13 protein-coding genes are annotated in these 14,842 nt (G+C 55.1%); 6 read left to right on the plus strand and 7 right to left on the minus strand.

The features are described 5' to 3' along the window. Window positions 1-372 precede the first annotated feature (372 nt). From J5274_RS28275 to tnpB (J5274_RS28290), 4 genes are all read left to right on the plus strand, one after another. Window positions 373-1,647, plus strand: coding sequence for a hypothetical protein (locus tag J5274_RS28275; RefSeq protein ID WP_219276152.1), 1,275 nt, complete (start codon window positions 373-375; stop codon window positions 1,645-1,647). A gap of 58 nt (window positions 1,648-1,705) precedes the next feature. Continuing rightward, window positions 1,706-3,685, plus strand: coding sequence for a type IV secretion system ATPase VirD4 (gene virD4, locus J5274_RS28280; RefSeq protein WP_219276154.1), 1,980 nt, complete (start codon window positions 1,706-1,708; stop codon window positions 3,683-3,685). A gap of 135 nt (window positions 3,686-3,820) precedes the next feature. Next, entirely contained in the window at window positions 3,821-4,183 is a 363-nt protein-coding gene (locus J5274_RS28285; RefSeq protein ID WP_219276156.1) for a transposase, read from the plus strand. Beyond that, on the plus strand, window positions 4,180-4,425 hold the full coding sequence (gene tnpB / locus J5274_RS28290) for an IS66 family insertion sequence element accessory protein TnpB (RefSeq protein WP_219276158.1): 246 nt from the start codon (window positions 4,180-4,182) through the stop codon (window positions 4,423-4,425). The genes J5274_RS28285 and tnpB (J5274_RS28290) overlap by 4 nt, the downstream gene beginning before the upstream one ends. Here tnpB (J5274_RS28290) and J5274_RS28295 read toward each other — a convergent pair. The 3 genes from J5274_RS28295 to J5274_RS29500 all read right to left on the minus strand — a co-directional run bounded on the left by J5274_RS28295 (window position 4,396) and on the right by J5274_RS29500 (window position 7,722). Further along, entirely contained in the window at window positions 4,396-6,513 is a 2,118-nt protein-coding gene (locus J5274_RS28295; RefSeq protein ID WP_219276160.1) for a recombinase family protein, read from the minus strand. The two genes, tnpB (J5274_RS28290) and J5274_RS28295, sit on opposite strands and share 30 nt — an antisense overlap. A gap of 292 nt (window positions 6,514-6,805) precedes the next feature. Further along, window positions 6,806-7,267, minus strand: coding sequence for a helix-turn-helix domain-containing protein (locus tag J5274_RS28300; protein WP_111222197.1), 462 nt, complete (start codon window positions 7,265-7,267; stop codon window positions 6,806-6,808). Window positions 7,268-7,461: 194 nt separating this feature from the next. Further along, window positions 7,462-7,722 (minus strand): DUF5372 family protein, encoded by a 261-nt coding sequence (locus J5274_RS29500; RefSeq protein ID WP_161959378.1) that lies wholly within the window; start codon window positions 7,720-7,722, stop codon window positions 7,462-7,464. Between the two features lie 38 nt (window positions 7,723-7,760). Between J5274_RS29500 and tnpB (J5274_RS28305) the strand changes: the two genes are divergently transcribed. Beyond that, complete coding sequence (tnpB, locus tag J5274_RS28305; RefSeq protein ID WP_374113789.1) at window positions 7,761-7,913, plus strand: IS66 family insertion sequence element accessory protein TnpB; 153 nt, start codon at window positions 7,761-7,763, stop codon at window positions 7,911-7,913. A 71-nt stretch (window positions 7,914-7,984) separates the two neighbouring features. After that, entirely contained in the window at window positions 7,985-9,559 is a 1,575-nt protein-coding gene (locus J5274_RS28310) for an IS66 family transposase (RefSeq protein ID WP_219276162.1), read from the plus strand. Window positions 9,560-9,901: 342 nt separating this feature from the next. Here the strand turns inward: J5274_RS28310 and J5274_RS28315 are convergent, their stop codons facing one another. From J5274_RS28315 to J5274_RS28330, 4 genes are all read right to left on the minus strand, one after another. Then, the gene (locus J5274_RS28315) at window positions 9,902-10,951 is read right to left on the minus strand and encodes an NAD/NADP-dependent octopine/nopaline dehydrogenase family protein (protein ID WP_219276164.1); all 1,050 of its coding nucleotides are present in this window, start codon (window positions 10,949-10,951) and stop codon (window positions 9,902-9,904) included. 198 nt (window positions 10,952-11,149) lie between these two features. Next, window positions 11,150-13,003, minus strand: coding sequence for an ABC transporter ATP-binding protein (locus J5274_RS28320; protein WP_142832443.1), 1,854 nt, complete (start codon window positions 13,001-13,003; stop codon window positions 11,150-11,152). Continuing rightward, the gene (locus tag J5274_RS28325; protein ID WP_142832444.1) at window positions 13,000-13,878 is read right to left on the minus strand and encodes an ABC transporter permease; all 879 of its coding nucleotides are present in this window, start codon (window positions 13,876-13,878) and stop codon (window positions 13,000-13,002) included. The genes J5274_RS28320 and J5274_RS28325 overlap by 4 nt, the downstream gene beginning before the upstream one ends. Further along, window positions 13,875-14,816 (minus strand): ABC transporter permease, encoded by a 942-nt coding sequence (locus J5274_RS28330; protein WP_219276166.1) that lies wholly within the window; start codon window positions 14,814-14,816, stop codon window positions 13,875-13,877. The genes J5274_RS28325 and J5274_RS28330 overlap by 4 nt, the downstream gene beginning before the upstream one ends. Window positions 14,817-14,842: the final 26 nt, after the last annotated feature.

Here is a 14,842-nt window from a genome sequence, read left to right on the forward strand (position 1 = left end):
TAAGGACTCTTTAGAAGCAGAAGATAGAAGGGATCGATCATGGCGGACGAAGAACCCCGTAGAGACGTCAGCCGTCCTGCAAAGATGAATTCAAACCATGAAGTGAACGAAATAGCCAGACGTGAACCAACCCCGGGCACATCTTTAGCCGCCGCTGTCCGGCACAACCGAAGAGAGCTCTCGACTGGAGTAGGAGCATTCGTTTTGAATGGCGTTCGCGACCTTACAGATACTTCCGCCAAAAATCAACGGTCTACTACTACCGCGGACTGTGAAGCGGCGTCTTCGTCACGTGCTTACAAGTTGGAACTAAAACGACCGCGCCAACACGAGGAAAACGGTGACGCAAGTGAACCGATGGCGAAGCGAAATATGAGCTCGAAAGTGCAGGTGGGTCCTGTTGCCGCGTCTTTGGGTGAGAGAGATCGCTTTGCCACGATGTCGGCTTCGCAAGGGGTGCGCCAACCGGTCATAGGGTCTGATAATGTCGGCGAAACGGCAGAAAGTGATATGCAATCTCGGCACGGAACTGCAACGCTGCCAACTGATACAAGAACCTTTGATTCAAGTCATGATCTGGACATTGCTGGAGAGGGCCAGCCTGAAGAAAGCTTGGGAAGCGCACGGTATTGGTTGGCAGACAACAGGGATCTCGGGGTCAACAGTCTTGCGTCGACGCAAGGCTTCTCCTGGCCAGGGCTGGATGAAATCGATCTGCTCGCTGAAAGCGGTTCACCGCTCAGGGCTTCCGCGGATCCCACAGGCATGGCCGGCGTAAATTCAAGCACTAACGCTGGGTCTGCCAGCATCGAAAACCACCAAATTCTAACTGAGAGCGATAATACCGGTAGCGTAATCGGTAGCCAAACAAATCTGGTGTTGGCCCACGAAGGTTCAGTTGGATCGCTTATCTCACCCGAGGAGCACTTTGACGACTTCCCTGAGTTAAACGATGAGGATCTGGCGTTGATAGACGCGCTTTCCAAACCCCGCTCGACTTTGGAGCGGGATATTGCGAATACGACTTGTGCGGTCGGGTTGAACGATGCCACTTCAACCGAGACTATTGGCATTGGCCCCGGCGGTTGGTCCACCCATGCTGGGGCCCAACAGGAAAGAGGTCGGCACAACCCGGGCCAATCGGAAACGAAATTCGACGATTTCCCTGAGCTGACTGACGAGGATCTGGCGTTGATCGACGCACTTTCCAAACCGCGCTCGACTTTGGGGCGGGACGGAGCGAATACGACTTGTGCGGTCGGCTTGGACGACGTTACCGCAACCGAGACTGTTGCCGTTGCCCCTGGCGGGTGGCCCATCCATGCTGGGGTCCAACAGGAGGGGGGGCGACATGACACAGGTCCATCAAAAACGAACTTAGATGATTTCCCTGAGTTGACCGATGAGGATCTGGCGCGGATCGACGCAATCTCGGAACCCCGTTCACGGAGAGTTCCCTCCGAGCAGAACGCTGGGTTGCATACTATCGTATCGGAAACGAATGTTGGCCGGACCGGACCTGTCGCGCCCGAAAGCAGAACGCATAGGTTAGCAGATCGGTCCATGGGCCGGAGCGTGAATGACCTCGACACTCAACGTGGTGCGAGGATTTTTGAATCGCGCCAACGCGAGCGTCATGGGCTGTAGATTCAGCCGCCTGTAAACAAATCGGATTTTCCAAGAGTGAACAAAGCGTGGTGACGTGATGAATTCAGGCAAGTACACGCCATTACGCCTCACTGTAAGCATAGTATTTTCACTGGCCGTTGGTTTTTGTGCGGCAAGTTTATACGTCACATTTCGTCATGGCTTTACGGGCGAAATGATGATGACATTCAGCGTTTTTGCATTCCTGCATGAGACGCCGCTTTATTCAGGATACGCAAGCGCTACGTTCTATCGTGGACTTATCATAATCGTTGTAACGTCGATGCTTGTGCTGGTATGCCAACTATTTTCATCGATGCGCGAGCGCGAACACCACGGCACTGCTCGCTGGGCTGGCTCTGGCGAGATGCGGCACGCGAGATACCTCCAGCGCTACAGGCATATCACGGGTCCGATCTTCGGCAAGACATGTGGACCACGTTGGTTTGGTAGCTATCTAAGCAATGGAGAACAACCTCACAGTCTTGTCGTCGCGCCAACTCGTGCTGGTAAGGGCGTCGGTATTGTTATCCCGACGTTGCTGACCTTCAAGGGCTCAGTCATTGCTCTGGACGTAAAAGGCGAATTGTTTGAACTCACATCGAGGGCGCGTAAATCAAGCGGAGACGCGGTTTTCAAGTTCTCGCCCTTAGATCAAGAGCGGCGAACGCACTGTTACAATCCCGTGCTTGATATTGCCGCGTTGCCGCCTGAACGGCGCTTCACTGAAACACGCCGCCTTGCTGCAAATCTCCTGACAGCGAAAGGTAAAGGTGCGGAGGGTTTCATCGATGGGGCTCGCGATCTCTTCGTTGCAGGTATATTGAGTTGTATTGAGCGTGGAACACCAACGATCGGTGCCGTTTATGATCTGTTCGCTCAGCCGGGTGAGAAATATAAACTATTTGCGCAACTTGCCGGGGAAACGCACAACAAAGAAGCTCAGCGCATATTCGATAATATGGCGGGAAATGACACCAAAATACTGACGTCATACACATCAGTGCTCGGCGACGGAGGACTCAATCTTTGGGCCGATCCACTTATAAAAGCAGCCACAAGTCGCTCGGATTTTTCCGTCTACGATTTGCGACGGAAGAGGACTTGTATTTACCTTTGTGTCAGCCCAAACGATCTCGAAGTCATCGCGCCGCTGATGCGGCTTCTCTTCCAGCAGGTTGTATCAATCCTGCAGAGATCGCTACCCCATGATGATGAACGTCACGAGGTTTTGTTTCTTCTCGATGAGTTCAAGCATTTGGGCAAGCTCGAAGCCGTGGAGACGGCGATTACGACGATCGCCGGCTATAAGGGCCGCTTCATGTTCATTATACAGAGCCTCTCGGCTTTGACTGGAACCTATGATGAAGCTGGTAAGCAAAATTTTCTCAGTAATACTGGTGTGCAGATATTCATGGCGACTGCTGATGACGAGACCCCAACCTATATTTCTAAGGCGATTGGCGATCACACGTTTCAGGCTCGCTCAACCTCGTACACCCAAGCCCGCATGTTTGATCATAACATCCAAATCTCTGAACAAGGGGCACCACTTCTGCGCGCCGAACAAGTCCGTCTACTCGACGACGACTATGAAATTGTTCTTATTAAAGGCCAGCCTCCTCTCAAACTAAGAAAAGTGAGGTATTATTCGGATCTCATATTGAAGCGAATTTTCGAAAGCCAACAGGGTTCTCTTCCAGAGCCGGAATGGTTGGTGCTGCCGGAAGACGTAAATGTCTTTGACAACAATCTTGATCAAAGCGCAGCCGATACACCAATGCGAAACCCGGCGCAGATTGAAGACAGCGAGTGTGTGGACGTCGTTGCCGCTCAAAGCAAACCCGTTGCTGATCCAGAGCAAAGCGTGGTGATGAAGACAGAAGTTCGCCCCGGTTCGATCGGGGTAGATGAGGGATACAATAGCGTGGACACCGCAAACTCCAAGGAGCCTTCGGAGACTGCTCCAGCCCTGGTGGCCCAGCACGAACTCCTCAACCAGATTATTTCTCTTCAGCAACGGGGTGGCAGGGGGTGAAAACTCGATAAGAAAAAGAGATGAATGTTTGTAAGCGTCCGGCGGACGGATTTTGCTGATTGAGCAGATCAGGCGATGATCTGGCATTAGAACCAGCATTAATGCTGACATTAATTCCAGATCAAAGAGGTTAGCATGGCTCGGATTGAGGTCATTTCCGGCGTTGAGCGCCGGCGGCGATGGTCGCGCGAGGCGAAGGAGAGGATTTTAGCAGAGGCGGCTGGGGCTGGCGTCCGGATTGGCGATGTGGCGCGCCGCCATGATATTTATCCGGCGCAGATCCGGCTGTGGCGGCAGACATTTGGCCACGTCAGCACGCCCGCCACGTTCCTTCCGGTGAAGATGGTTGAGGAAATGCGCTCTGAGCAGGCACCTGTGACGTTCCCGGCGTCGGTCGCGGTCGAGATCTTGTTGCGAAATGGCCGGAGCTTGAAGGTCTCCGCTGACCTTGATGGAAGGTTACTGTCGGCATTGATCGTCTGCGTGGAGGCGGCATGATCGGGCCGTCCGGAAATGTGCGGGTCTATCTGGCGTGCGGGGTGACCGACATGCGCCGTGGGATCGATGGTCTGTCGACACTAGCCGAGACGGTCATAAAGGAGGCACCAGGGTCCGGTGCCATCTTCGGGTTCCGCGGCAAGCGTGCCGATCGGATCAAGCTTTTGTGGTGGGATGGCCAGGGGTTTTGCCTATTCTACAACGATCGGCGTTCATACTACACCTCTTTCCTCGCCAGTTGATGTTCTTGGCTCTGTTTGCGTTTGTTGATACGCAGCAGCGCGATCTTCGAGTGGATTCCATCGGCTGCATTGCTTTTGCGGCAGGTCTCCATCGGCGATTTCGTACAGGCTATAGTGCCCGTTATAGGCATGTCTGGTGATGAGGCCAAATTTGGCCCATCTGGCGACTGTTTGCTCGCTGATATTGAGATGCGCTGCCGCTTCCTGCCTTGTCAGCATTCCCCGCTGTCGCAGTCGATCATATCGTGATCGCAGCTTATATTCGTGGATGAGATAGGTGACTTTGAGGGGTGTAAAGCGGGCGTCCTGGCAGCCGCGACGTGCGGTTCCACCTGGGCGATGTCCCTGCTCGTTTAGAATCTCGGCGATCTCGGGATAAATGTAATCGTCGAGAAGCCTATCGACCAGCTCAATGATACTGAACTTTGTCTTGATCTGCTGAGGAGAGGATTTTGGGTTCATGGTGGTAAGCGTCTGGATTTTGCCGCCCTTGAAGCGAACGTGAAGCTTGGTGGTTCCTTCCGCTGGCAACTTTAGGAGAGTAACATCCTCAATGATGTGGGCCAGCAATCGCTTGCGTTCGCGGCATGGGGTATCCGGATCCTTCCAGAGCTGGTTGAAGTCGGCCGTCATCGCGACCAACCGTTCGTGGACAGCTTTATCAAGGATGAATTGATCGTGCTCTCGACCACGTTCGCGTTCTTCGCGGGCACTGGCCAGCGTGCGAAGCTTCTCGTTCCATTCACCTTCGAGCGTGTCGGCGACGAGGCGGTTACTAGGATCGACAAGCATGAAGCGGCGCTGAGCGAGCTCGGCTTCCGTTTGGGCGCGTTCGATTGCGCGACAGCGCAGCCGGTCTGCTTCTTCATGGCGGGCTTGGATCTCCTTGCGGACTTCGAGAGCGAGTTCGACGGCCGCCGGCGTCATCTGCTCGGCAATCAGCATACCGATGGCTTCATCGACGGGAGGCCCGGCGATCGACTGACACATAGGCTCCCCACGATAAATACGGGCACGATTGCAAATGTACCAGGCTTCCTGCCGGCCACGCCGCGCCGCATAGCGAACCCTAAGATGGCTGCCGCACTGCCCACACACGGCTCGGCCTTGCAGCAGTGCCGGTCCCTCCCTTGGGATTGAAGCTCGTGCCGCTTCAAATCCACGGCCATTCGCCTTGAGGATCTTCAGATTCTCCTGATGTCGCTCCCAGCTGATATAGCCGGGATGAGCATCGGGAATGCAGGCCGGCCAGTCATCAATGTCGCGCGCACGCAGAGTCTTTTTGCCGTCGATGGTGCGTCGAAACTGTCGTCGGCCATAGGTATAGGCGCCAGCGTAGCGCGGATTGTTCAGGACACGCATCGCCGTCGATGCGGTCAGCGGCCGAAACAGCGTGCCGCCGTTGTGTAGGCGCGATGGAAACAATAGTCCCTCATTGCGAAAGACCTTGACGGTCTGGGAGGCGGACCCGAGGCGAGAGAACATCTCAAAGAAATGAATGATCGTTTCTCTGACTTGCGTGTCTGGATCAAGAGTCACATTGCCGAAATGGTCATAGACCAGCCCGGTCGGCAGGAGGCAACGAAACTCGCCGCGCCGCACCTTATTGAGAATGCCGCCGCGTAGCCGGGCTTTGATCACATGCAGCTCGGCCTCACTCATTGTTCCCTTCAGGCCGAGCAGGAGCCGGTCGTTGAAACTTGCCGGATCATAGACGCCGTCCTCGTCGAGGATCAGGGTGTCGGCAAGGGCGCAGATCTCCAACAGACGTTGCCAGTCGGCATTGTTGCGCGCCAGACGGGAGACTTCCAGGCCCATGACGATCCCGGCATGCCCCATGCCGACATCGCTGACCAGCCGCTGAAACCCTTCGCGCCACGCCGCCGATGCACCGGACTCTCCTTGATCGTTGTCGATGACGATAACCTGCTCGTCGCGCCAGCCGAGGGCGACAGCGCGTCCCCGAAGCGCATATTGCCGCCTGGCGCTCTCGACGTTCTCAACGACTTGCCGCATTGAAGACTGGCGGATGTACAGGTAGGCGCCGCGTTCGAGGTGATGAGGCTGGACTTTGAGGTGTCCATTCATGGTGATCTCCGATCGTTGATGCTCATGGCGATTGTCGCAAGGACGTGAACAACGGCGCTGTGCCCGCCGTGCAGCGGCCAAGCAATTGACGATGGGTAAAGCTGCTCTCGCGGGGTGCTTGCTGTTGCTGTCAGCGCCTGAGCCCATCCCCACATGCCCCGACGCAGAAAGAGCATCAGACCGCTACGGGCCATAAGCGGCAGCGCTGCGCCGAAAGCAGCCTGGCGCAATACCTCGTACTGGGACGCGATGGTCGACGGTTGGATCAGGCATGCCACCGCCGCGGCAGTGTTTACCTGCTGCTTTTTTTTAGAACCCGCTCGATCGATCTGGGATGAAGCTCGATATCGAGTTCCTGGCGGAGCAGCTTGGCCAGTTCCCGGGCGCGAACGGGTTCTCCTGGGCCAAGCTGCGCCTGCAGAAATGCCAGGACTTTGTCGTCGATCTTGTGGGGACGGCGGGGGCCCGGCTTTGTCGGCACCAATCCCGCAATCCCGGCCATGTCGAAGTTCACCTTGGCCTGGTAGTAGGTTGGCCTGGAAACACCGTACTCGTCGGAGGCCTCCGTCACCGAAACCTTGTCGATGGAGACGCGACGCAGCATCTCGTATTTGACCTGCACGGCGTCGTGCGGATCGAAGAACTCGCTGCCCCGAAATTTTGGATCGCGCACCTTCTCGGGGGTGGGATTGAACGTGCCCTCTTCGATGAGGACATCCGTCTTTGTGCGCTTGCTGTCGTACTTCGCAGACATCAATGGCTCCGAGGACACGAAGCGGCGTTAGAGTAATTCTAATTATGACGCATTTTACTACCTCGTCAAGCTGATGCGTATGGTCTATTTGACGAAATGACTCGTAATTGCAGGCATATCCTCTCATAAAAGCGACCTCTTGCGGCATAATCCACTTTACAAATGCGGCATATTTATCCTTACACTTCTGCACGTCAGCGCGGCCCCAATTTGCTCGAAAGGCGCTTCACCAGAGTGGCCAACTCCATTAAGTCGACCACCCGCAAGAGCGATCGTCCGTTGCTCATGACGACCTCAGGATCCAAGCTTACAAGATCAGTCCATTGCGGAGGAACCGACCAAACAGTGGCGTCCTCGGTCTGCAGCAAAAGGCGTTCACCATGCCGGTTGTAGCGCTTGCCGACGCACGGCAATTGTCGTGGGAATAAAGGATGAAACGGATGTGTAACCCGCACTAACTGCGTATCTGCGTTGGCAGTGGCTGCATTCTGTTGTGAGGTACAAGGTCTTGGAGCGCGGATATTTTCCCTGGCCAACGGCAAAGGAGGGGGTTGCGCACCTGACGCAGGCTCAGTTGTCGATGCTCGTTGAAGGGATCGACTGGCGTCGACCAGCATGGACTTCCGCTCCCGGCCGGGTGGGCTGAACGACTGATTTTGCAGAGAAATCTAGCCGAAATACTGGCGCTTGAAGCCCAAATCGGCTAGGCTTCTGGGCATGGAAACAATGCCGCTGAACAGTCAGGATGAGTTGTCTGCATTGCGCGCGCTCGTCGCTGAGCAAGCGGCGAAACTTGAGCAGCGCGAAGCTGAGGTCGGCAAGCGCGACTCCATCATTAGCCTTTTGCGGGCGCAGCTGGAGCTTCTCCGCCACCGGCAGCATGGCGCTTCCTCGGAAAAGATTGATCGGAAGATCGAGCAATTCGAGCTGATGTTGGAGGAGATCGAGGCCTCCCGCGCCGAGGCTGAGGCCCGCGCTGGGAAGACGCCTTTACCGGTCTCGGACGAGGTACCGAGTAAGCCGAAGCGCAAACCGCTACCCGATGGCCTTCCAACCGAAGAGTTGGTCTATCCGGCCCCCTGCAATTGCCCCACCTGTGGTGGCACATCGTTCCTGAAGGCCGCCGACAAGGTGGTCCAGGTAATGGAGCACGTACCGGCGTCTGTGAAGATTGTTCGCCACGTCGAAAAGCGCATGATTTGCAAGGGCTGCGATACGACGGTAGCAGGTATTATGCCGACCTTGCCGATTGAGCGAGGTAAGCCCGGACCGGGGTTGCTCGCCCATATCATGGTGGCCAAGTTCGACGATCATATTCCGCTTTACCGTCTATCCGAGATGTATGACCGTCTGGGGATAGACATCTCCCGATCCGTCATGGCGGACTGGGTAGGTCGTGTGTCCGCTCTGCTTTCGCCTCTCATCTCACTGATCAAAGCCCATGTCGCCGCGGTCGACCGGATACATTCGGACGATACTCCGGTCGATGTTCTCGACCCTGGCCGAGGCAAGACAAAAACCGGCAGGGTATGGGTCTATGTCTTCGATGGCCGCGGCTATCAAGACCCGAACCCTGGGGCAATCGCCTATTACTACAGCCCCGACCGTAAGGGCACGCATCCGGCCGACCATCTCGCCACCTTCAGCGGCGTTATGCATGCGGATGGCTATGGTGGCTACAAGAAGCTTTACGGCAAACAAATTATCGAGGCGGCCTGCATGGCGCACGTGCGTCGCAAGTTCCACGACGTCATCAAGCTCAAACCTTCACCGATCGCCGACGAGGCGCTGTCGCGCATCGGCGCGCTCTACGATATCGAGCATCGCATTCGTGGCATGCCTCCTGACGAGCGACGCGCATTGCGCCAGGAACATGCCAACCCCATTCTGAATGACCTGAAGCTTTGGATCGAGGCTACGCTCTCGACGATACCGCAGAAACAGAAGCTGGCTGAAGCGATGCGATACGCGCTGTCACGGTGGGCTGCATTGCGCGTCTACATCGATGATGGTCGCGTTGAGATCGACAACAATATAGCTGAGCGCGCCATGCGTCCGCTTGGAATTGGCAGGAAAAATTGGTTATTCGCCGGCTCGGATAAGGGCGGCGAGCGCATCGCCAATATCCTCACGATTATCGAAACGGTCAAGCTCCATGGCCACAATCCCGAGATCTATCTGACCGACGTCCACACCCGGATCCAGGATCACCCCAAGGATCGCCTTGAGGAATTGCTGCCATGGAACTGGACGCCGGTAGAAACCCAGCAAGGCGCCATCCACCAAGCCTAAACTACCCGCCGCCTTCACTCAAAAATGCGTTCGCCGAACGCTTACGAATGTTTGTTACTGATTGGCAGACAAGTTGGTTGCCCCGTCCTTCGATGTTACCGCCGTTCGCACGGTACACGACGCAAACGTTTCGCTATAAAAACTCTTCCCCGCTAGGCGGAGGGTGGGCAGGGTCCTTTTTTCAGTAGGTCGTGTACTCTGGGCCGTTCGACAAATAGCCATCTGTTTTCTGTGTCTTTACGCATTTCGTGACGGAAAACAGCTACTCACTTTTCCTGGAAATCCTCTGGCATGCGATCACGGTAAGCGAATTTATCGAGACTTATGCGTCGGTATCGAAGCTCACTTAAGGGTCATCGGTTGAACCAGCGTGGAAAGCTGTAACTGAGGTAATATATCATTGTCTGTCGCGAAATTCCGGCCATAGCAGGCACTCAGGATTTCAACTCCACTTCGATGCAGAGGTGCATCCACATTCGCAAGTGCTGCAAGCTCGAGAATCGGTATGAGACCAAAGGGCACGTCTTCCAGAACATATCGCGTGTTGATGTCTCGCGGTCCAGCCGGATCGTTACCTTTGGCGACAAGAATTTGGGATAGTGCGGCCAGGCTCGTGGCCGTTATTCCGAAAGATTTGCTGAAATGATCGAGGATGGAGGGCACTGTTTTCCCAAAAGCACCTGCTATGGCGAGACGCTCACAATCCAATGCTTCGATAAATCTGCTAACGGCAGGGGTCATCGTGACTCTTTGTCCCCAGGTCTCGCCGAGCTCGATGCGTGTGAGGTTGCAAAGTGCCGTGCCCAGGTGACTTTCCGGGTTTATATTGCTGAGCGTTATGGTGACGATATCGTCTTTCACATCGAACCGGTCGCCAAACAGATCTGTGCAAAGCTCATGGGCTTTATGCGCGTCCGCTGCATGAACCAAAGCCATATCAACCTTGCCGCGTATCGCACCAATTTTGATGTCGTGCCCAGACTGAGCCTTGCCGGTCAGAACGGTGGTGTTCCAAACTACGATGGGAATTTCGATTTCACGTTGCGCCAATTTTTGGGCGAGATAAAAGCCGGCGAACGAAAGGTGGGCGCTGATAATGACGGTGTGTCTCGACGTGAGATGTGGCACGAGACTGTCGAGAACAAATCGGTGGCCGTAAGCGGGGAGGGCCAGCACGACGACATCACATTCCGTAAGTTCTTCTGCGCGCTGGCAGACCCCTGGATTGAACTTGGCAGACAAGGCCCCGCTCACCTGCATCGGCGTGTCTTGATTGAGTGCTTCAGTTCGTCGGCCAGATGGAGACCATATTCTCGCATGGTGGCCGTTTTGGTGAAGGAGTGCTGCGTACCCGATCGCGATTGCGCCAGCTCCGGCAATTGCTACATTCATGTTGCGATACCTCAGAAGCCCGGAGACTAGCCATCTTTGGCTGTGTCCGGTGAAATTTTATGATAGGTCATTATTTGCGGGCAGTTAGCCCTTGGTCCTTTTGGTCGCATGTCGCGTTTCTTTAAGGACAGTGAAGCACCCTGGTCTCTGTTTTCACGCATTTACGCAAAACCGGCATCCATTGTTCCTGGAAATGCCCTAGTCAAATTGTTCGACCCGGATCAGATGACCTTTGGAAACCTCGCGATATTCCCGAATTGGAGGCTCATACCCCATCGGCCGGACCGGGCTTTTTAGATCGTCGGCGACTATCCCGCGATGCATTCTGCGGCGTGAAGGGTCCGGTATCGGCACTGCCGACATAAGCTTCTTCGTGTAGGGATGTTGGGGGTTTTCGAAAACAGCCCTTCGCGGCCCGATCTCTACAATCTCTCCGAGGTACATCACAGCCACACGATGGCTCACCCGCTCGACAACCGCCATGTCGTGGGAAATAAACAGAAAGGCCAGATTGAGGCTCTGTTGCAAATCGAGCAAGAGATTGCAGACCTGTGCTTTGATCGATACGTCAAGCGCTGAAACGGCTTCGTCGGCAACGATGATTTTAGGGTCGAGCATCAAGGCGCGGGCAATTGCGACACGCTGGCGCTGGCCGCCCGAGAACTGGTGCGGAAAGCGTTGCATCATGTCGGGAGAAAGCCCCACCTTTTCCATGAGAGAGGCCGCCTTGTCTCGTGCCTGCGCATGGGTTCCGTAACGATGTTGAATATACGGCTCGACAATCGCCGAGCCTATGCTCATGCGTGGATTGAGAGAGGCGTATGGGTCCTGAAAAATCATCTGGATCGAGCGGCGCATTTTTCTCAATGAGCTACTGTTCATTTGCAATACGTTATGGCCATCGACGAAAATCTTGCCTTTTGTGGGTGTAACAAGCCTTGTAATCGAGCGCCCTGTGGTTGACTTGCCACAGCCGGATTCTCCCACCAGTGAGAGAGTTTCGCCTTCAAAAAGGTCAAAAGAGACCTTCTCCACTGCGTGGACAGCTCCAGATTTGCGTCCCAACAGCCCGGGGCGAATATCGAAACGCATCGTGAGGTCTTGGACCTCTAAAATGGGCTTGCTGTCTCTGCGAACTGTATCCTCGACATCGCGAGAAGGTTGCTGTTCGCCGCTCACCGGATTGATCACAGGAAAACGGAGTGGCAACTCTCGATTGTTCATTGACCCTAGCCGCGGTACGGCTGATAGAAGGGCGCGTGTGTAAGGATGTTGTCCCCGGTGGAATATGTCTGCGGTCTCCCCGACTTCCACCGCGTGTCCGCGAAACATGACGAGGGTTCGGTCTGCCACTTCCGCGACGACACCCATATCATGCGTAATGAAGAGAACTGAGGTGCCTTCCTCTTCCTGAAGCGTCTTGATGAGATCGAGGATCTGTCCTTGAACGGTGACATCGAGCGCTGTCGTCGGCTCGTCGGCAATCAGCAGCTTAGGCCTGGACGCAAGTGCCATGGCAATCATGACGCGCTGCCGCATGCCACCCGAAAACTGATGAGGATATTCGTCATAACGGCCAGTGGCATTCGGTATACGCACCCTCTCCAGTAGTCTGATAACCTCAGCCTTGCTTTCAGCCTTGGAGATCTGCTTATGGACACTCAACGCTTCGCCAATTTGTTTGCCGATGGGGATAATCGGATTGAGCGATGTCATGGGTTCCTGAAATATCATGGAAATCTCATTGCCGCGTACTCGTCGCATCTCGTCTTCAGGTAGTGAGAGCAGATCTCTGCCGCCCAATCTCACCGTACCCTCTATTCGGCTCGATTGAGCAGCCAGAAGACGCATGATAGAAAGCGACGTCACAGATTTGCCCGATCCGGATTCTCCAACAATCGCCACCGTTTCGCGCGGTGCAATGTCGAATGAGATATTTCGGATAACCGACTTCCACTGGTCGTTGACCTTAAATGAGGTCGTCAGGTTTTGTACAGAAACGACGGGCGTGACTGGTGAAGATTCCGGCGTGTTTTGAAAAGCCATCGTCATTGCGCGCTCCTTGTTTTCGGATCGATCGCGTCGCGCAACGCGTCCCCCAGAATATTCAATGCGAGTACGGTCAGGAGTATCGCAAGGGACGGAAACAGTACGAGCCACCAGGCGCTAAGAATATTCTCGAAACCTTCCCGTATCATACCCCCCCATGTCGCGGTTGGAGGCCGCACCCCAAGACCGATGAACGCCAGGGATGCTTCGGTTCGAATGGCCGATGCCATCCAAAGCGATGCTACAACGACGATGTCGGAAAGGATGTTCGGCAGAATATGAACGCCCATAATGCGAATTGGCGAAAAACCGAGCGATTTGCCAGCTTCGACGAATTCGCGGCGTTTGACCGCGATTGTTGGCGCACGGGCTACTCTGGCAAAAGGCGCTGTTTCCGTAATCGCAATGGCGATGATGAGATTCTCGAAACTGGCACCTAACATTGCGGCAACCATCAGACCCAGCAGCAGGGTCGGAAAGGAGAGCATCACATCGACAATCCCCATGATGATCTGGTCGAAGATACCGCCAATATAGCCTGCCAATATACCGATGATCGAACCGACGACCATGGCGATCATCACCGACAGAAAGCCGATCGAGAGCGAAATTCTCGCCCCATACAATAGCCGGCTGAGAACATCCCGGCCGTAGCTGTCCGTTCCCATCCAGAATTGTGCGGAAGGTGCGCTGAGGCGGTGAAGAATATTCTGCTTCAACGGATCATATGGCGCGATGGCAGGAGCCAAAACAGCAAGGAGAATGATCGACGTGAGCAGGCCTATACCGATCCATGAATAACTGTTGCGACGGAAAGCCGCAAAAACCACATTCGGTTGTCGCTGCGGCGAAATGGAAGAAAGGGCGGCTTCGGTCATTGGGCGAGACTCACTCTTGGATCAACGTAGGCGTAAATGAGATCGGTGATGGTGTTCACCAGGATGACGAAGGTAGCAAAGACCACCATGAGTGCCTGGAGCATCGTATAGTCGCGAGATTGCAGCGCACCGAGGATCAGCTTGCCAAGGCCGGGGCGTGTGAAGACGATTTCAGTCAACACCGAGTTTCCGATCAGGGTGCCGAAATACAGACCAACCACCGTAACAATCGGGATGAGCGCGTTGCCGAGCGCATGCCGCAGGATGAGCGTTCGCGGATGGACACCTTTGGCGCGTGCGGTGCGGATGTAGTCCTCGCCCATGACATCCAGCATCGATGAACGGGTGACGCGCGCGATATATGCCGTCATAATCAACCCAAGGTTGATAGCTGGCAGCAGTAGATTGCGCAGATGGCTGATCGGATCAGAGGAGGCCCGGCTCATAACGGGCAGCCACTGCAACCATACGGCAAAAGCAAGCAGCAATAGTATTGCCGAAACGAAACCGGGAAACGACAGGCCGAGCAGTGACAAAAAGCGGCTCACATAGTCCGGCCACTGGTTGCGGCGAACGGCGGCAATGATTCCCAGGGGAATTCCAAACATCGCACCGATCAGCATGGCGGCGACCGCCAGTTCCAGTGTGTAAGGCAGAACCAGAGCGACTTCTTCAAACACAGTACGGCCGCTGACCATAGAACGGCCGAAATTTCCTGTGATCATATCGGAGAGAAAATGTAGATACTGTACGCCGATCGGCTGATCGAGGCCGAGCTGCGCGCGCAAGTCTTGGAGAGCTGCGTCACTTGCCCCATCGCCAAGCATGGCAACAGCAGCGTCACCCGGTACCAGACGCACCAGCACGAACACCATTGTCAGCATGGCGATCAATGTCGGAATTGCAAGAAGGAGTTTTCGGATCGCATAACCGATCATGCGGCAATCCTTTCTTTTGAGACGCG

This window comes from Rhizobium sp. L51/94 (assembly GCF_019355555.1).
GTDB classification, from domain to species: Bacteria; Pseudomonadota; Alphaproteobacteria; order Rhizobiales; family Rhizobiaceae; genus Rhizobium; species Rhizobium rhododendri.